Source organism: Rhizobium sp. TRM96647, assembly GCF_025780115.1.
Classification (GTDB): domain Bacteria; phylum Pseudomonadota; class Alphaproteobacteria; order Rhizobiales; family Rhizobiaceae; genus Mycoplana.
Window position 1 is genome coordinate 313,106 of sequence record NZ_JAOXHF010000006.1, and the last position, 16,789, is coordinate 329,894.

Below are 16,789 nucleotides of genomic sequence, written 5' to 3' on the forward strand. Positions count from 1 at the left end.
GCCCCTCCTCAGGTGATGGCGAGACCGCCGTTGGGGCTGACAACCTGACCCGTCATGTAGTCGGAATCGGGCGATGCGAGGAAGACGATGACGCCCGCCATGTCCTCCGCCGTGCCCCAGCGGGCAAGCGGAATGTCCTTGGCGCGTTCGGTGAAATACTCCGGCGCGAGGCGGTTGGTCGTCATCGGCGTGATGGTCGGGCCGGGCGCGATCGCATTGACGAGGATGCCGTGCTTGGCGAGTTCCTTCGCCCAGCCCTTCGTCATCGCGGCGATTGCGCCCTTGGCGGCATTGTAGGTCGTCGCCATCGGATTGCCGACCGTGCCGGAAATCGAGGAGACATTGACGATCTTGCCGCCGCCGCGCGTCTTCATGCCGGGAACAACGGCCTGGGTCGCGAAAAGCGTGCCCTTGGCATGGGTCATGATCGACTTCTCGAACATGTCCTCCGTCACGTCCTCCAGTGAACAGAAATCGCTCGTGATGCCGGCATTGTTGACAAGTATGTCAATCGGACCGAGGACTTGTTCGGCCTTGGCGATGGCGCTCTGCGTGGCCGCCACATCCGAAACATCGCTGATGAAGACATCGGCAACGCCGCCTGCGGCTGCAATCGCCTCGACCGTCTCGCGCGCCGCCGATACCGACCGGTCATGCACCGCAACCTTCGCGCCCTCAGCCGCCAGGCGAAGCGCCGTTGCGCGCCCGATACCCGATCCCGCGCCCGTAATGAACGCCACCTTCCCTGTAAATCTCAAGTCGCTCTCCACCCATGTCACGCCCGCTTGCAGACGCCATTACAAGATGAGTGAAAAATATCCAGTATTACAGATGTGTCAACATAAAATTACAGTTCTGTAAATATCAATTTGGAATGACCCGAGGGACCGACCGTCCGCCGCCGAGACGCCCAAGGTCCCGAACCAGCCCGGAACCAGGACCTGGCCTGCCTAGAAATCCCAGTCTTCGTCGGAGGCGTTGTGGCCTGAGCCCTTCGCCCCGCTTACGGGGAGAAGGGCCGGCAGGCAGATCAGGGGTAATCGCGGACGCCGGGCTCAAACTAAAGCGCGCACAACACGCAGCCCTGCGCTTCCGCGCCGGGCAGCGCCATCTGGCGAAGGTGGATGGCATAGGTGGTCTTGAATTCAACCCGCTCCTGGCGCAATCAAGTCGTCCTGCCCTGTCGCTGGCGACGCGATGGGTTCAGCAACGATAGTGCCGGCCGAGCGGCGGGATCACACGACTAGCTTTCCCAAACGGACTTGAGCAATCGGAGCCAGTTTTCTCCCATGACCTTTTCGATGCGGCTTGATGTCCAGCCGCGACGAAGCATGCATTGGGTCAGGGACGGCGTCTCTCCGATCGTACGGATGCCCAGCGGGTTCGAGATCGTGCCGAAGTCGGTCAGGCGGCGGGCGTAGCCCTTGTCGTGGGTGATCCAGTCGAAGAATTCCTGGCTGTGTCCCTGCGTGAAGTCCGTACCGTAGCCGACATTGTCCTCGCCGCAGATGTTGATGACGTATTCCATCGCCTCGACATAGTCTTCGACGGTGGCATCGACGCCACGCTTGAGGAACGGCGTGAACATCGTCACGCCGACGAACCCGCCGCGCTCAACGATGAAGCGAAGCTCCTCGTCGGTCTTGTTGCGCGGATGGGGCTTCAGTCCGGCCGGAAGGCAATGCGAATAGGCTACGGGCTGACTTGAGGCCATGATGATATCGCGGCTGCTTTGCGAGCCCACATGCGACAGGTCGCACAGGATGCCGAGCCTGTTCATCTCGGCAACCACCTCGCGGCCGAAATCCGACAACCCGCCGTCCCTTTCCTCGTAGCATCCCGTCGCGACGAGGTTCTGCGTGTTGTAGGCCATCTGGATGATGCCGACGCCCAGTTCCTTGAAGAGCGAGAGGTAGCCGATCTGGTCCTCGATGCCGGATATGTTCTGCCAGCCGAGAATGATGCCGGTCTTTCCTTCCGCCTTGGCGCGGCGGATGTCGTCAGTGGTATAGACCTGCGTGATGAGGTCGGAATGCTCGTGCAGCCAGCGCTTCCAGCGCATGACATTGCGCATCGTCTCGGTGAAGTTTTCCCAGATGCAGCAGGTGCAGTTGACCGCGGTGAGCCCGCCTCGCCGCATGTCCTCGAAGATGTCACGCCCGAAGTCGGACACGATCAGGCCGTCGATGACCGTCAGGTTCCGGTGGAGCGCCTGGGCGTCAGGCATGGTCGTCAGATGTTCCATTGCTTTTTCCAATGTCGGGTTATGCGGTGATCAGACTTCGGGGACGAGGACGCCGGATGCATACGGCCAGAACAGCCGGACCTCGGTTCCGATCGGGATGGCATCCGGTCCACCGAGCCCGGGAGCCGCCGTCCGTGCCGTGAGGAACGTCGACGTACCGAGACGGACCCGGTATTCGAGGGAGGCGCCGTGATACGTCACGATCTCGACGGTGCCGGGCAGGCTGTTGAAGGCACCGGCCGGAGCGTCCTTGCCGATCCCGATCGATTCCGGGCGCAGCGCCAGTACGCACGATCCGTGATATCTCTTCTGGCCGTCGAGATGGACGGTCGTTCCGTCCTCGAGTTCGAACCGTCCGGGACCATTCATCCTGCCCGGCAGGAGGTTGGGGATGCCCATGAATTCTGCCGCGAACCTGGATGCCGGCTGGTCATAGATCTCGTCGGGTGCACCGACCTGTTCCACGCGCCCCTGGCGCATCAGCACCATCCGGTCGGCGGTGCTCATGGCCTCGTCCTGGTCGTGGGTCACGAAGATCGTCGTCAGGCCGAGGGACTGCTGCAATTGGCGGATCTCGATCTTCATTTCCTGGCGCAGCGTGGCGTCCAGATTGGACAGGGGTTCATCGAGGAGAAGCACGTCCGGCTCGATCACCAGCGCCCGCGCCAGCGCCACACGCTGCTGCTGGCCGCCGGAAAGCTGTTTCGGGAGACGGTCGGCGAAGCTGGAGAGACGCACGCGCGCGAGCGCCTGCGCGACCTTGCCACTGATATCCGACTTCGAGAGCTTCCGCATTTCCAGACCGAACGCCACGTTCTCCGCAACGGTCATGTGCGGAAAGAGCGCGTAGTTCTGGAACACGAAGCCCATGTTGCGCCGGTTCGGCGGCAGGGCCGTGACGTCACGGCCGCCGACGGAAATCCGCCCGGAAGTGATGTCGACGAAACCTCCGATCATCCGCAGAGTCGTCGTCTTGCCGCAGCCCGAAGGTCCGAGTAGCGCCACCAGTTCACCCGGACTGATATGCATGGACATGTTCTCGACCGCGACGCTCGAACCGTAGTGCTTGGCGACGTCTTGAAGGATCACTTCGGGCATGATTCGGTTCCTCTCGCTTAGAAAGCGCGGTTGAGCTTGGCGTACCGGTCGGTGACCAGCAGGAGCACGGTGATCAGCACGATCTGAACGGTGGCGACCGCGCCGATCGTCGAGTCCAGGTTCCATTCGAGGTAGTTGATCAGAGCAATCTGCAGGGTCGTCTTGCCGGGGCCGACCAGGAAGATCGATTTTTCGAGGTCGATGAAGGACACGACGAAGGAGAACAGGGCGCCGGCGATGATGCCCGGCTTGATGATCGGCAAGGTGATGCGGAAGAAGACGGTCATCGCCGAAGCGCCGAGACTATAGGCGGCCTCCTCGACGGAGCGGTTCATGCCGATGAGGGAGGTCGAAACCAGGCGCACCGTCCAGGGCAGGGCGATCAAGGCATGGGCGATGATGAGACCCGGCGCGGTTCCGGCGATCTGCACGCCCGTCAGCATCTCGATCTCGAGGAAGAAGACGAAGAGCGCGCTGCCGCCCACGATGCCCGGAACGATCATCGGCGACATCAGGATGTTGGTGATGATCTCGCGACCCGGAAAATTGTAGCGCACCAGCGCGAGGCTCGCCGGGACGCCGAGGACGAGGCTCGTCGCCATCGCGATCAGGCTCGTCTCAAAACTGACGACGAAGCCTTCGCGAAACTCCTGCGCCGCAAACGCCCGGACGTACCAGTCGAATGTGTAACCCTGCGGCGGGAAGGCGAGAATCTTGTTGGAAAAGAAGCTCATCCAGATCACGCCGACAAGCGGCAGGACGATGAAGCCCAAGATGACGGCGCTCATGGCGCCATAGGCAAAGCGGATGCCGGTCGACGTGTTGGTCGTCATGCCTCTCTCCTACTCGGCCCAGCGGCGATAGCGCCGTTGCACGATGCTGCTGGCGCCGACGGTCAGCGCCAGCGTCACCGCCATGAGGATGAAGGCGAGCGCCGAGCCAAAGGGCCAGTTCATTGCCTTTGAGACCTGCTGGTAGACCGTGGGTGCCATCATGTGGAATTTCGGGCCGCCGATCAGCACCGGCGTCGCATAGGCATTCATCGAGAGGATGAAGCAGAGCAGGGTGCCGGCGAGGATGCCGGGAAGGGCAAGGGGCAACACGATCCGCCGCAGCGCCGTCAGATGTCCGGCACCGAGGCTTGCCGCTGCGTCTTCGAGGTTGCGGTCGATGGATTCGAGCACGCTGTGCAAGGTTATGACCATGAACGGCAGCAGGACCGACACAAGGCCGATGACCACACCGGTCGTCGAATACATCAACCCGACAGAGCCCGTATACCCGAACATCCTGAGAAGCGCGGCCAGCATTCCCTGGTCGTTCAGGATGAGCATCCACGCGGCCGTCCGGACCGCATTGCCGATCAGAAGCGGTACGATGATCAGGATCAGCAGCTTCGACTTGAGCCGATCGGATGCCTGACGGACAAGAAAATAGGCAAGCGGAAAGCCGGCGACGAGACAGATCAGCGTCGACAGCGCGGAAATCCACACCGTACGGAACAGCACTTCCTGGTAGAACTCGTCCTGGAAGAAGCGTGCATAGTTTTCCAGGGTGAATGCGCTGACCATGAGTTCGCGCGGGTCGTACCTGTTGAAACTGTTCCTGAACATCAGGGCCAGCGGGGCAAGGAGGCCCAGGACGACGAAGATGGTTGCGGGGCCGAGCAGCGTCGGCGCCGTCATGTTCGGCCGCGGTTTAGGCTGCTCGTTCATGGGGGAAGTATCGATTGCCACAGCTTGCGAGGTCATGCTTCAAGTCCCGGTTAGTGCCGGCGCTCCTTTCCACGCGAGAAAGGGCGCCGGCGTCCGATGGAGATTTGCCGAAGCCGGACACATGCAATCCGCGTGCCCGATCGGCGAAGCGGCTGGCGGTCCGGACTGCATCTCCGGCGGTGACCTTGACTAGCTGCGGGCGACGTTCTTGTTCCACCACTCGAGCCACTCGGCCGTGTGATCGGCAACGTAGGCGTAATCCAGGAAACGCAACGTCGCCTTCTCGCTGTCGCTGAAGTCGATCTTTTCCCGCAGTTCGGGTGAGAGGGTCGCCTTGGAATTGGCCGGTGCATAGAAACTCGCCTCGGCAAGCCCCGCCATTGCCGTCGGATCGAGCATGGCGTCGGCATAGGCATAGGCTCCCTCGGCGTTCGGGGCGTTCTGCGGTATGCAGGCACCGAAGGTCACCGCGATTGCCCCCTCCTCGGGATACTGGATGGCGAGCGGCAGGCCGTCATTCGCCCATTGCAGACCGCGGGCCTTGTAGTTCACGGCGATGTCGACTTCACCGTTGGCGAGACCGGCCGCCAACTGCTGGTGGGCTGCGTAGAGCTTCGGCTGGATCTTCTCCGCCAGTTCCACGAGCGCGTCCTGCCCGGCGGCGACTTCGGTCATCTTGCCGGTCTTAATCAGGCCGGCCATCATCATGTAGTTGAAGTAGAGCTGGTTGGTGAAACCGATGCGGCCCGCCCATTTCGGGTCCCACAGCTCGGCGTAGGATTTCGGCGGCTCCTTGACCTTGTCGCGATTGTAGATGATCACGACGCCGCTGTAGAGCCACGGGACGAAGTAGTCGGCCTTCAGTTCCGGGACGACGTCGGCGTAATTCGGGATCTTCGCCACGTCCAGGTCGATGATGGCATCCTGCTGGCGCAGCTCAAATGCATCGGAACTGTTCAGGTGGATGACGTCCACCGAACTGCGGCGGATTCGTTTCTCGGCGATGAGCTTTGCCTTCCGCTCGGGTTCCATGCCCAGGTCGCGGACGATCGAATAGCCCTTGTCCTCCAGCAGCGGCTTTTCGACGAACTTGACGGTCCGGTCGTTCCAGTCACCGCCCCAGTTCGAGACGACGATCGAGCCGGCGGCCGATGCCAGCCTTGGCAGGCCGAGCGATAGAGCGGCCGCCCCGCCTGCCAGGCCCTGAAGAACGCGGCGGCGCGATACGCCTGGAATGCAAAGCGAGTTTTTTGTCATGTGGTATCCCCTGCGGCTTCGTTTTTCCGACCTGATTGGCTCCGCGCCATCAGGCTTTGCGGAAAATCTGACTCGCAAACGGTCGTTTGTGAAATATTAATTTTGCCATTATTAATGCAAAAATTGTTATCAATTGAGGTCGTCATGAGCTTCGATCTTCGCCATCTGCGGGCCTTCTCGGCCGTTGCGGAGGAGTTACATTTCGGAAAGGCGGCGGAGAGCCTGCACATGGCCCAGCCTGCCCTGACGCGGCTGATCCAGCAGCTCGAGGCGGATGTGGGGGTGACGCTGCTCGATCGCACGACGCGCCGGGTCGCGCTGACGGAGGCCGGGAAGACGTTCCTCGCCGAGATCCAGCTGGCTCAGGTTCATATCGAGCAGGCCGTCACCAGGGCGCGACACGTCGCCAACGGAATGCGTGGCGAACTGCGCATCGCCTACACCGACTTCGCCATCAACGGGCGCCTGCCGCAGTTCCTGAACGCTTTCGCCAACCGCCATCCCGACATCCGGATGAACCTCGTTTTCATGCCGACGACGGTCCAGCAGATGGCCCTGCTGGAGCAGAAGATCGACATCGGCTTCATGATCGGCAGCTTCGAACACGAGACGATGGACAGCTACCAGTTCGACGAGGACCGCTATGTCGCGCTGCTGCCGGTTGCCCATCCGCTGTGTGGCGAGGATCGCCTGACGCTTGCGCATCTTGCCAACGAGAACTTTGTTCTCGGAAATGGTGAAAACTGGACGGCGTTTCGCAATCGCCTGTTCGCACTTTGCCGGGCGCGGAATTTCTTTCCGCGCATCGTTCAGGAAGCGTCGAGCAGCGAAGGGATTTTCGGGCTTGTGGTCGCAGGCGCCGGGGTGACGGTCTATTCGAGTTGCGTCAGCAACCTGCAGCGTAAGGGGGTTGCGATCCGGACACTCGAGGACGTCGGCGCAACCCTTCCCGTTACCGCCGTCTGGGAGCGCCGCAACCGCTCGCCGGGCTTTCAGACCTTCCGGAACTTTCTCATGGCCGTCTGGGGACAGCGCCATCAGGCCCAGAGCGTGCCGTTGCCGCGATAGACGGAAAGCCGGAGAACGCCCGCATTATGCGGCACGCGCATAGATACTTGATCCCGGCGCATCGGATGGTCGCCTCAATTGCGCTGCAGCCCGGACCTCTTGGCGATCTCGACGAAATGGCCGACCGCCTTTGTGCGGTTCGTCCGCTTCCAGACGAGGATCGTCTCGATCCTGAATTCCGCATTGTCGATCGGGCGAACGGCGACGTTGGGCCCGAGATAACTGACGAGGCTTTGCGGGCAGATCGTGATCCCCAGCCCGGCGCCGACGAGACCGGCCAGCGCCAGGGTGTTGGACGCCTCCAGGCCGATCCGGAGGTTCACGCCTTCTCCCGCCAATAGCCGATCCACCTGCCATCGGTAGGCCTCCCACTCGTTCAGGTCCCCGAGGATCATCTCCTCCCCGTCGAGCTCTGCTGGAGCGATCGCCTCCGCATGCGCCAACCGGTGGTCGCGCGGCGTGACCACGAACAGCGGATCGGAACGCAGCACGACCGAATGATATTCGCTATGCTCGAACGGGCCGATCATGTAGCCCACGTCGATCTGGTCGCGGGCGAGCGCCAGCTTCTGCCCCTGCGTCCGGATATAGCTGAGGCCGACATCGATATGCGGATAACGGACCCTGTACTGCGCGACGGCGCGCGGCATCAGGTCCGGTGCGGCGAAGGTCATGTAGGCGACACGCAGGCTGCCCGTCTTGCCCTCAGCCACGAGCCGCGCTGCGGATACCGAACGCAGGAACGTGTGCAGCAGCGTTGTGTTCTCCTGGTAGAACGTCCGTCCCGCAGGCGTCAGCGACACCTCGCGCGTGGTGCGCTCGAAAAGGGCGAAGCCGAGGATGCCCTCCAGTTTCTGGATGCGGCGGGTGAGCGCGGACTGATCGACATTCAGACGTTCCGCGCTACGTCGGAAGTTCAGTTCCTCCGCCACCACGAGAAAGGATTCGGTCAGTTCCAGTCCATCGAGCGGATTCATCGCGTCTCCTTGGCTGTCCGGTCACACGGAAAGATTGATGCCCATCCTGCAATAATAATTGGAAAATCACCATTTCCGCTAGCTCCTGTCATCCGCAATTCTGTCCGTGGTCAAAAGACGGCCGGGCACCGGATGTCTTCGCCAGGCTGTTCCGGACGAGAACTGAAAGGACGAAACGTGAGCACCATTGACAACAAAGAACTGGATCGGATGCTGCAGCAGGCTTTCGAGGCCTCGACGAAGATCTATCAGGAGCGCGGCTTCCAGCGGCGCATCGGCTTCGGCAAGCGCCCGGCTGTCATCAGTGTCGACCTTGCCAATGCCTGGACGCGACCGGGCAATCCGTTCACCTGTGACCAGGACGCGATGGACAACGAGATCATCCCGGGCATGCAGCGCCTGCTGGCTGCCTGCAGGGCCAACGGGCATCCCGTGATCCATGTCACGACGGCCTACGAGATCACCGATCGCAATGCGCCCTTCACCGACATGGGCCTCTGGCACTGCAAGATCCCGGTCGACGTCGTCAATCTGGAGAACAAGGACCTGTGGGCGATCGACTCCCGCATCGCACCGATCGAGGGCGAGTACACGCTGCTGAAGAAGCGCGCCAGCGCGTTCCATGGCACCGGTCTCGGCGGCCTGCTGCGGGCGAACGGCGTGGATACGATCCTGGTCACGGGCGTCACGGCGACGGCCTGTGTCCGCACGACGATCTGCGACGGCCTTGCAGACGGCTTCCGTACGATCGCGGTTCGAGAATGCATCGGCGATCGCGTCCCCGGCGCAGTCGCGTGGAACCTCTACGACATCGACGCGAAGTTCGCAGATGTCCACAGCGTCGATGAGTGCGTTGCCTACCTCGAATCGGTCAACGGTACGGCAGCGGCGGCCGAGTAGGATCGAGGCGCCGGATCATCTTCGGCGCAGTGAGACCTGGCCGAACCTCGATAGACGCAGACTTCCGGGCCCTTGTAGTGCCCGGAAGTCTTGGGCGGACGGCGGGAGCATCGGCGTCTACGTCGGCAGCCCTTCCTCGGCGTCAACTTTACCGTGCCTGCCGGTGAGCCGCTGCACGGTCACGAACAGCAGCGGGACGAAGAACACGCCGAGGATGGTTGCGAAGATCATGCCGCCCATCACGCCGATGCCGATCGCGTTCTGGGCCGCCGAACCCGCCCCGGTGGCGCGCGCCAGCGGCAGCACGCCGAGGATGAAGGCGAGCGAGGTCATGACGATGGGTCGCAGCCGGAGGCGGGCCGCCTCCGTCACCGCCTCGACCGCCGTCTTGCCGCGCGCCATCAGGTCCTTCGCGAATTCCACGATGAGAATGGCATTCTTCGCCGTCAATCCGATGGTCGTCAGCAATCCCACCTTGAAGTAGACGTCGTTCGACTGATCGAACACGACCGCAAACAGCAAGGCCCCGAGGACGCCCACCGGCACGGCGAGGATGACCGAGAAGGGAATGGACCAGCTCTCGTAGAGGGCGGCGAGGCAGAGGAAGACCACGATCAGCGAGACCGCGTACAAGAGTGCCTCCTGCGAGCCCGCCAGCCGTTCCTGGTAGGACAGGCCGGACCACGATGCCGTATAGCCGCCGCCCAGCGCACCGACGAGCCGTTCGGCCTCCGTCATCGCATCGCCGGAACTCGAGCCCGGCGCCGCCGACCCGTTCATGGCGATCGCCGCAGTGCCGTTGAACCGGGCAAGGGAGGGCGACCCCTGCACCCATTCCGTAGTGGCAAAGGCGGAGAAGGGCACCATGTCGCCGTCGCCGTTGCGCACCGACCATCGGTTGATGTCGTCGGGCTGCATGCGGAAGGGCGCGTCCGCCTGCACATAGACCGGCTTGATCTCGCCCTTGTAGACGAAGTCGTTGACGTTCGAGCCGGAGAAGGCGGTGGTGATGAGGCTGTTCAGGTCGCTGAGGCTGATGCCGAGCGCGCTCGCCTTTTCCTGGTCGATGTCGATCTTGAGCTGCGCCTCCAGCGTCCGGGTGTTGCCGCGAATGTCGGCGACGACGGCGTTCGACTGCGCGCTGTCGGCCAGCCGGTTGCTGGCCTCGATCAGGGCATCGCGCCCCTTGTTTCCGGTATCCTCGAGGTACATCGAAAAGCCGCTGCTCTGGCCGAGGCCCTGGATTGCCGGCGGTGCGAGGACGAAGACCTCGGCGTCGCGGATCTTGCGGAAATGCGCCGAAGCGCGTTGTTGCACTGCGGCCGCCGAAAGCCGCGCGTCGCTGCGCTGGTCGAAATCCTTCAGCCGCACGAACCCCATCGCCGCGTTCTCGCCGCTGCCGCCGAAGCCGAAGCCGAGCGTCATGAAGACGCTCTGCACGGCGTCCTTCTCCTCGTCGAGGTAGTAGTCCCGGACCATGTCGATGACCGCCTGCGTGCGGGCGGCGTTGGCGCCGGACGGCAGCGTGATCTGCGTCATCAGCACGCCCTGGTCCTCTTCCGGCAGGAACGAGGTGGGCAGCCTGGTATAGAGCCCGTAGGCGGCGGCCAGGAGAACGGCAAACACGGCGAACACGCGCAGCGGACGCCCCACCAGCCAGCCGACCGCGCCGGCATAGCGGTTGGTGGCACGGTCGAAGCCCCTGTCGAACCAGCCGAGCCAGCGGGCGATCGGGCCGCCATGCGTGGGCCTCAGGATCATCGCGCACAGCGCCGGCGTCAGGATGACGGCGACGAGCACGGACAGCAGCATGGCGCTGGCGATCGTGACCGAGAACTGCCGGTAGATGACGCCGACCGAGCCCGAGAAGAAGGCCATCGGAACGAACACGGCCGTCAGCACCAGGGCGATGCCGATCAGCGCGCCGGTGATCTCGCCCATCGACCGTTCCGTCGCCTCGCGGGCGGAGACCTTTTCCTCGCGCATGATGCGCTCGACGTTCTCCACCACGACGATCGCATCGTCGACCAGGAGGCCGATCGCGAGCACCATGGCGAACATCGTCAGCATGTTGATCGAATAGCCGAGGGCTGCCAGCACGCCGAAGGTGCCCAGCAGCACGACCGGAACGGCGATCATCGGGATGATGGTCGCGCGCAGGTTTTGCAGGAACAGCAGGAGCACCACGAAGACGAGCACGATGGCCTCGATCAGCGTGTGCACCACCTTCTCGATCGAGAGTTCGACAAAGGGCGTGGTCTCGTAGGAATAGGCGATCTCCACGCCTTCCGGGAGCGACCCCGCCAGGCTGTCGAGTTCCGCATGCACGAGATCGGCGGTGGAAATGGCATTGGCGCCGGAGGCCAGCTGGACGCCGAAGCCCGCCGCCGGCATGCCGTTGTAGGTCGAGCTCTGGCCGTAGGTCTCGAGCCCGATCTCCACGCGCGCGACATCGGCGAGACGCACCACCGCGCCGTCGGAGGCCGTCTTGAGGATAATCCGCTCGAACTGGTCCACCGAGGTCATCTGGGTGCGCGCGATGATGCTGGCCTTCAGTTGCTGCCCCTTGACGACGGGCGTCGCTCCGATCGATCCGGCCGCGACCTGGACGTTCTGCGCGCCGATCGCGGCGGTGACGTCGCCTGGCACGATCTGGTACTTCTCCATCAGCGCCGGATCGAGCCAGATGCGCATGGCATAGCCCGAACCGAACGACTGCACCGAGCCGACGCCGTCCAGCCGCTCGATACGTTCCTCGATCTGGCTGGCCATGATGTCGGATAGCTGGTCGGAGGTGTAGCGGCCGTCGCGGGAGACGATGTTGCCGATCATCAGGATGCCCGAAGGCGAACGGCTGACGCGAACGCCCTGGTCCTGGACGGAGTCCGGCAATTGCGATTCCACCCGTGACAGCTTGTTCTGCACCTCCACCTGCGCGAGCTCCGGATCGGTGCCGTTCGAAAAGGTGAGCGAGATCGATGCCGAACCGGTGCTGGAAGTGGATTCCATGTAGAGCAGGCCGTCGAGCCCCGTCATCACGCTCTCGATCTTCTTCGTCACCGAGTTCTCCACCGCCTCGGCGGTCGCGCCCTGATAGGTCGCGCTGATCCGCACCGTGACAGGCGCGATGTCGGGATACTGCGAGATGGAGAGGGAGTAGATGCCCATCACCCCGGCCAGCATCGTTGCGATCGCCAGCACGATGGCAAAGACGGGACGGGCGATGAAGAAGCTGGCGATCACATTGCGCGGCGCGGTGACACTCATTGGCCGGCCTCCTTGCCCGCGTCCGAAGCCTTCGGCTCGAGGTCCTGGCGGACCACGCCGTCATCGTCGATGCTGGCCTCGACCGGCTCGACCTCGCTTCCATCCGAAATCTTCTGGAAGCCGTCGACGATCAGCCTGTCACCCTCCTTCACGCCGTCCGTGACGATCCAGTCGTTTCCGACGGAACCGCTGGTCGTGATCACATGCTGTTGGGCCCGCCCCTCCGCCGACACCAGATAGACGGTTGCCTTGCCGTCATCGCCGCGCGTCACCGCCCGCTGGGGAACGAGGAACGCGTTCGCCATCGTCCCGAGATCGACGGTCGCGGAGACGAACATGCCCGGTATCAGCATCCGCTCGGCATTGGGGAAGGTCGCCCGGACGGTGAAGGTCCCCGTCGACTGGCCGACCACCATGTCGATCAGCGAAATCTGGCCCTCGGTATCGTAGGCCGTGCCGTTCTCCAGGGTCAGTGTCACCGGGATCGGCGAGCCCGGCGTCCTGCCGATCCGCCCCGATCGCACCTCCTCGCGGATCCGCAGGAAGTTGGCGCTGGAATCCAGCAGGTCGACATGGATGGGATCGACCTGCCGGATGGTCGCAAGCGCGTCCGTCTGGTTCTCGGTCACCAGCGCCCCGACGCTGACGGTGGAGACGCCGATGACGCCGCCGATCGGGGCACGGATCGTGGCATAGTCCAGATTGATGCGCGCGGTTTCCAGATCGGCCTTGGCCGCTTCCTCGTCCGCCTGGGCCTGCAGCAGGGAAGATCGCGAATCATCGAGCGTCTGGGTGCTGACCGCGCGCGTCTCAAGCAGGGTCCGGTTGCGGTCATACGTGGTCTGCGCGCCCGCCGTTACCGCTTCCGCCTTCTTCAGGACCGCCTGGGCCGCCTCGAAGGCAGCCTTGAACTTCGCGTCGTCGATCTCGTAGAGCACGTCGCCCGCCTTGACCTCGCGCCCCTCGGCAAAGGCGATCTTGCGGATGATGCCGTTCACCTGCGGGCGAACCTCCGCCGTCGCATAGGCCACGACGCGCCCGCGCAAATCGATGGTCCGCGGCACGGATTGCGGCTTCAGCGTGACGAAGCCGACCTCCGCCTTGACGGGAGGCGGCCCTTCGCGGCCCTCCTGCGGGCTGCAGGCCGCCAGGATGGAAAACATGCCCAGAAGGCCCAGTTTTGTCGCCAGTCTCATGCCGCAGATCGCCTCGTTTCGCACCGGTTCCGCTCGCACCGCCGTCCCCTGTCATGGGAGATGGCCGGCGCGGCGATGTTTACAGTAATGTCAATTACGATTATTGTGAGGCTGATCGGATGTCAATTCGCGGAGGGTGAGAATGAGTGCCGAGCCGGGACAGAAACCCACGCGCGGTCGGCGTGGTCGGCCGAAGGTCGCCTCGGACGACACCCACAGGCAGGCCGTAACGAGGGCCGCCTGGACCTGTTTTCTCGAACACGGCTACGGCCGAACCACGATGGGGGACGTGGCTGCGGCCGCCCGCATGTCGCTCAGCACGATCTACCGGTTCTTTCCCAGCAAGACGGATCTCTTTTCCGCCGTCGTTGCCCTGCACCGGCAAAGCATGCTGGCCCTGCCGGGCGCCTATGACGATCTTCCGCTGGACGTGGCCCTGGGCCGCATCTTCCAGATCGATCTCGATGACGAGGACCGAAGGCAGCGAGAGGCATTGATGACGATGCTTCTAGTCGAATCGCGCCAGTTTCCGGAACTGGCGACGCTGCTCCACGAGCAGGGCCCCCTGCACGCACAACGCCTGCTGGCCGAATGGCTGGAGCGCCAGCAAAGCTTGAACCGCCTCGCCGTGCCCGATGCCGTCATCGCCGCCAGGATGCTGATGGACGTGGTCTTCGGCGCCTCGTCGATGAAGCCCCCCGATGCCCCGCACTGGCCGGGCGGCGACGACCGCCCGGCCTATCTCCAGCTCTGCTTCTCCATGATCGCCGAAGGGCTGAAACCGCGCGGTGCGGCCTGACCGGCCCGCCCCGGCCGACCTGCCGAAGACGGCCCCGTCGAATTCGGGGCCGCCGTGATCGCTATCCGGGCTAGGCCCGCGCGAAGGCCAGGATATCGGCGTTGAGGACGTCGGCGTTGACCGTCAGCATGCCGTGTCCAAAGCCCGGATAGGTTTTCAGCGTAGCGTTCTTCAGCAGCCTGGCCGACTTTGGCGCTGCGGCGACGATCGGCACGATCTGGTCGTCTTCGCCGTGCAGGACGAGGGTGGGGACGGTGATCGCCTTCAGGTCATCGGTCTGGTCGGTCTCCGAGAAGGCCTTGATGCCATCGTGATGCGCCTTGGCGCCACCCATCATGCCCTGCCGCCACCAGTTCTGGATCACGCCTTCCTGCGCCACGGCGCCCTCCCGGTTGAACCCGTAGAAGGGACCTGCCGGCACGTCGCGGAAGAACTGCGCCCGGTTTGCCGCGAGCGCTGCCCTGAAGCCGTCGAAGACCTCGACCGGCAGGCCTTCCGGGTTGTTCTCGGTCTTCAGCATCAGCGGCGGGACGGCGGACACGAGCACCGCCTTGGCGACGCGGCCGGCTGGCTGGCCGTGCTTGGCGACATAGCGGGCGACCTCGCCGCCGCCGGTGGAATGGCCGATATGGACGGCGTTCTTCAGGTCCAGCGCTTCGGCGACCGCGAAGGCATCGGCGGCATAATGGTCCATGTCGTGACCCTCGGCGACCTGGGCCGAACGGCCGTGGCCCCGGCGGTCATGGGCAACGACGCGATAGCCCTGCTGCAGGAAGAACAGCATCTGCCCGTCCCAGTCGTCCGACGAAAGCGGCCAGCCGTGGTGGAAGACGATCGGCTGCGCATCCTTCGGCCCCCAGTCCTTGTAGAAGATTTCAACGCCGTCCCCGGTGGTCACGTAAGCCATTGTCCTGATCCTTTCAGCGAGATGAAGTTGGTGAGCGTCTGCTCGCGCCCAAATGGATTGAGTTTGCTTCCGGTCGTCGGCGCCGTTCGTCGGTGCCATTGTTCGGTGCCCTTGTTTCTCATGACGAAGGCATAGTGGCCGGAAAAATTCGCATCAACAATTGCACCCATTGTTTCGACTTAATTGCATTTCCAGAAATAACAGAGGGGGCAATCGCCCCCTCCCCGTGTCTATGCCCTGCCCGGGCGGTTGATCGTCAGGACGTGTCGGACGACGGGCCGCCCGGGGCCGGCATGGTAGGTTATCACCTTTTGCTGAAGATCGGCGTCGGCGTCGGAGACGCGGCCGTGCCGGCGACGGTGCACGGCCCGGGATTCACCATTCGACGATCGTCTCCGGATCGGTCGAATCCTCGGTCCCCCGACCACAGGCGCCGCCGCGCCGTCGCTTCCAGGAAAGCGCGTCAAGCGCATGCAGGAAGGCGGTAGGGTGTTGCTTTCGACGAGCAGTTATCCGCTCACATGGTCATGCTGGGCCGGCGATCTACCATGCAACGGCCGCCCGGTCCTGTAAAGGCCGGGCGGCCCCGGTCTCACGCCAGCGTGTAGGCGGTCTTGACTGTGGTGTAGAACTCGTTGGCGTACTTGCCCTGTTCGCGCGGGCCGTAGGAGGAGCCCTTGCGGCCGCCGAAGGGGACGTGGAAGTCGACGCCGGCCGTCGGCAGGTTGACCATCACCATGCCGGCCTCGGCATTGCGCTTGAAGTGCGTCGCATGCTTCAGGCTCGTCGTGGCAATCCCCGAGGACAGGCCGAACGGCGTGTCGTTGGCAACCGCCAGCGCCTCGTCATAGTCCTTCACCCGGATCACGGAGACGACCGGGCCGAAGATCTCCTCGCGGCTGATCCGCATGGCGTTCGTCGCCTCGGTGAACAGCGTCGGCTGCAGGTAGAAGCCCGGATTGTCGCGCTTGACGAGATCGCCGCCGAAGGCGAGTTTGGCGCCCTCTCCCTTGCCGATCTCGATATAGTCGGTGTCCTGCTTCAACTGGCCGGCGTCGACCACCGGGCCGATATGAGTGCCCGCCTTCAGGGCGTCGTCGACGACCAGCGTCTTCAGCTTCTCCGTCAGCGCGGCGACGAACCTGTCGTGGATGCCCTCGGTGACGATCAGCCGCGACGAGGCCGTGCAGCGCTGGCCGGTGGAGAAGAAGCCGGAATTGGCGGCGGCCTCGACGGCGACGGTGAGGTCGGCGTCATCGAGCACGACGAACGGGTTCTTGCCGCCCATCTCCAGCTGGAACTTGCGGTTATGCTCGATCGAGGCTGCCGCCACCCGCTTGCCCGTGCCGGTCGAGCCGGT

15 protein-coding genes and 1 pseudogene are annotated in these 16,789 nt (G+C 63.7%); 3 read left to right on the forward strand and 13 right to left on the reverse strand.

Annotated elements, in window-relative coordinates; genetic code table 11:
• Positions 1 to 8 precede the first annotated feature (8 nt).
• From OCK02_RS14090 to OCK02_RS14115, 6 genes are all read right to left on the reverse strand, one after another.
• Positions 9 to 758, reverse strand: a complete 750-nt coding sequence (locus OCK02_RS14090; protein WP_263813600.1) for an SDR family NAD(P)-dependent oxidoreductase — start codon at positions 756 to 758, stop codon at positions 9 to 11.
• A 485-nt stretch (positions 759 to 1,243) separates the two neighbouring features.
• A complete protein-coding gene (locus tag OCK02_RS14095) occupies positions 1,244 to 2,227 on the reverse strand; it encodes a dipeptidase (protein ID WP_412178832.1) in 984 nt (327 codons plus the stop codon).
• A 48-nt stretch (positions 2,228 to 2,275) separates the two neighbouring features.
• Positions 2,276 to 3,343, reverse strand: a complete 1,068-nt coding sequence (locus OCK02_RS14100; RefSeq protein ID WP_263813602.1) for an ABC transporter ATP-binding protein — start codon at positions 3,341 to 3,343, stop codon at positions 2,276 to 2,278.
• 17 nt (positions 3,344 to 3,360) lie between these two features.
• Entirely contained in the window at positions 3,361 to 4,176 is an 816-nt protein-coding gene (locus tag OCK02_RS14105; protein ID WP_263813603.1) for an ABC transporter permease, read from the reverse strand.
• A gap of 9 nt (positions 4,177 to 4,185) precedes the next feature.
• A complete protein-coding gene (locus OCK02_RS14110; protein WP_263813604.1) occupies positions 4,186 to 5,058 on the reverse strand; it encodes an ABC transporter permease in 873 nt (290 codons plus the stop codon).
• A 189-nt stretch (positions 5,059 to 5,247) separates the two neighbouring features.
• Positions 5,248 to 6,315, reverse strand: coding sequence for an ABC transporter substrate-binding protein (locus tag OCK02_RS14115; RefSeq protein WP_263813605.1), 1,068 nt, complete (start codon positions 6,313 to 6,315; stop codon positions 5,248 to 5,250).
• Between the two features lie 144 nt (positions 6,316 to 6,459).
• Here OCK02_RS14115 and OCK02_RS14120 point away from each other — a divergent pair, with 144 nt between their 5' ends.
• The gene (locus OCK02_RS14120) at positions 6,460 to 7,383 is read left to right on the forward strand and encodes a LysR family transcriptional regulator (RefSeq protein ID WP_263813606.1); all 924 of its coding nucleotides are present in this window, start codon (positions 6,460 to 6,462) and stop codon (positions 7,381 to 7,383) included.
• A gap of 74 nt (positions 7,384 to 7,457) precedes the next feature.
• On the opposite strand, the gene OCK02_RS14125 is transcribed toward OCK02_RS14120, so the two are convergent.
• On the reverse strand, positions 7,458 to 8,360 hold the full coding sequence (locus OCK02_RS14125) for a LysR family transcriptional regulator (RefSeq protein ID WP_263813607.1): 903 nt from the start codon (positions 8,358 to 8,360) through the stop codon (positions 7,458 to 7,460).
• 177 nt (positions 8,361 to 8,537) lie between these two features.
• Between OCK02_RS14125 and OCK02_RS14130 the strand changes: the two genes are divergently transcribed.
• Positions 8,538 to 9,260: an isochorismatase family protein gene (locus tag OCK02_RS14130; RefSeq protein ID WP_230807542.1), complete on the forward strand. Its 723-nt coding sequence runs from the start codon at positions 8,538 to 8,540 to the stop codon at positions 9,258 to 9,260.
• A gap of 117 nt (positions 9,261 to 9,377) precedes the next feature.
• Here OCK02_RS14130 and OCK02_RS14135 read toward each other — a convergent pair whose 3' ends face one another.
• Positions 9,378 to 12,500 (reverse strand): efflux RND transporter permease subunit, encoded by a 3,123-nt coding sequence (locus OCK02_RS14135; RefSeq protein WP_263813627.1) that lies wholly within the window; start codon positions 12,498 to 12,500, stop codon positions 9,378 to 9,380.
• Between the two features lie 23 nt (positions 12,501 to 12,523).
• A complete protein-coding gene (locus tag OCK02_RS14140) occupies positions 12,524 to 13,723 on the reverse strand; it encodes an efflux RND transporter periplasmic adaptor subunit (RefSeq protein ID WP_263813608.1) in 1,200 nt (399 codons plus the stop codon).
• 142 nt (positions 13,724 to 13,865) lie between these two features.
• Here OCK02_RS14140 and OCK02_RS14145 point away from each other — a divergent pair, with 142 nt between their 5' ends.
• Positions 13,866 to 14,522, forward strand: coding sequence for a TetR/AcrR family transcriptional regulator (locus tag OCK02_RS14145; protein ID WP_263813609.1), 657 nt, complete (start codon positions 13,866 to 13,868; stop codon positions 14,520 to 14,522).
• Between the two features lie 70 nt (positions 14,523 to 14,592).
• Here the strand turns inward: OCK02_RS14145 and OCK02_RS14150 are convergent, their stop codons facing one another.
• From OCK02_RS14150 to OCK02_RS14165, 4 genes and pseudogenes are all read right to left on the reverse strand, one after another.
• A complete protein-coding gene (locus OCK02_RS14150; RefSeq protein WP_263813610.1) occupies positions 14,593 to 15,429 on the reverse strand; it encodes an alpha/beta fold hydrolase in 837 nt (278 codons plus the stop codon).
• Positions 15,417 to 15,599 (reverse strand): hypothetical protein, encoded by a 183-nt coding sequence (locus OCK02_RS14155; protein ID WP_263813611.1) that lies wholly within the window; start codon positions 15,597 to 15,599, stop codon positions 15,417 to 15,419. Before OCK02_RS14155 ends, OCK02_RS14150 begins: the two co-directional genes overlap by 13 nt.
• A gap of 60 nt (positions 15,600 to 15,659) precedes the next feature.
• A pseudogene (locus tag OCK02_RS14160) lies at positions 15,660 to 15,927 on the reverse strand (MFS transporter); the annotation flags it as partial.
• A gap of 94 nt (positions 15,928 to 16,021) precedes the next feature.
• Positions 16,022 to 16,789, reverse strand: a 768-nt coding sequence (locus tag OCK02_RS14165; protein ID WP_263813612.1) for an aldehyde dehydrogenase family protein, incomplete at its 5' end; no start/stop codon positions are given.

Coding starts and splice junctions, on each gene's coding strand:
- OCK02_RS14095 (WP_412178832.1), bottom strand. CDS start 2,227: ATGCCTGACGCCCAGGCGCTCCACCGGAACCTGACGGTCATCGACGGC.
- OCK02_RS14100 (WP_263813602.1), bottom strand. CDS start 3,343: ATGCCCGAAGTGATCCTTCAAGACGTCGCCAAGCACTACGGTTCGAGC.
- OCK02_RS14105 (WP_263813603.1), bottom strand. CDS start 4,176: ATGACGACCAACACGTCGACCGGCATCCGCTTTGCCTATGGCGCCATG.
- OCK02_RS14110 (WP_263813604.1), bottom strand. CDS start 5,058: ATGAACGAGCAGCCTAAACCGCGGCCGAACATGACGGCGCCGACGCTG.
- OCK02_RS14115 (WP_263813605.1), bottom strand. CDS start 6,315: ATGACAAAAAACTCGCTTTGCATTCCAGGCGTATCGCGCCGCCGCGTT.
- OCK02_RS14120 (WP_263813606.1), top strand. CDS start 6,460: ATGAGCTTCGATCTTCGCCATCTGCGGGCCTTCTCGGCCGTTGCGGAG.
- OCK02_RS14125 (WP_263813607.1), bottom strand. CDS start 8,360: ATGAATCCGCTCGATGGACTGGAACTGACCGAATCCTTTCTCGTGGTG.
- OCK02_RS14140 (WP_263813608.1), bottom strand. CDS start 13,723: ATGAGACTGGCGACAAAACTGGGCCTTCTGGGCATGTTTTCCATCCTG.
- OCK02_RS14145 (WP_263813609.1), top strand. CDS start 13,866: ATGAGTGCCGAGCCGGGACAGAAACCCACGCGCGGTCGGCGTGGTCGG.
- OCK02_RS14150 (WP_263813610.1), bottom strand. CDS start 15,429: ATGGCTTACGTGACCACCGGGGACGGCGTTGAAATCTTCTACAAGGAC.
- OCK02_RS14155 (WP_263813611.1), bottom strand. CDS start 15,599: ATGGGTGCAATTGTTGATGCGAATTTTTCCGGCCACTATGCCTTCGTC.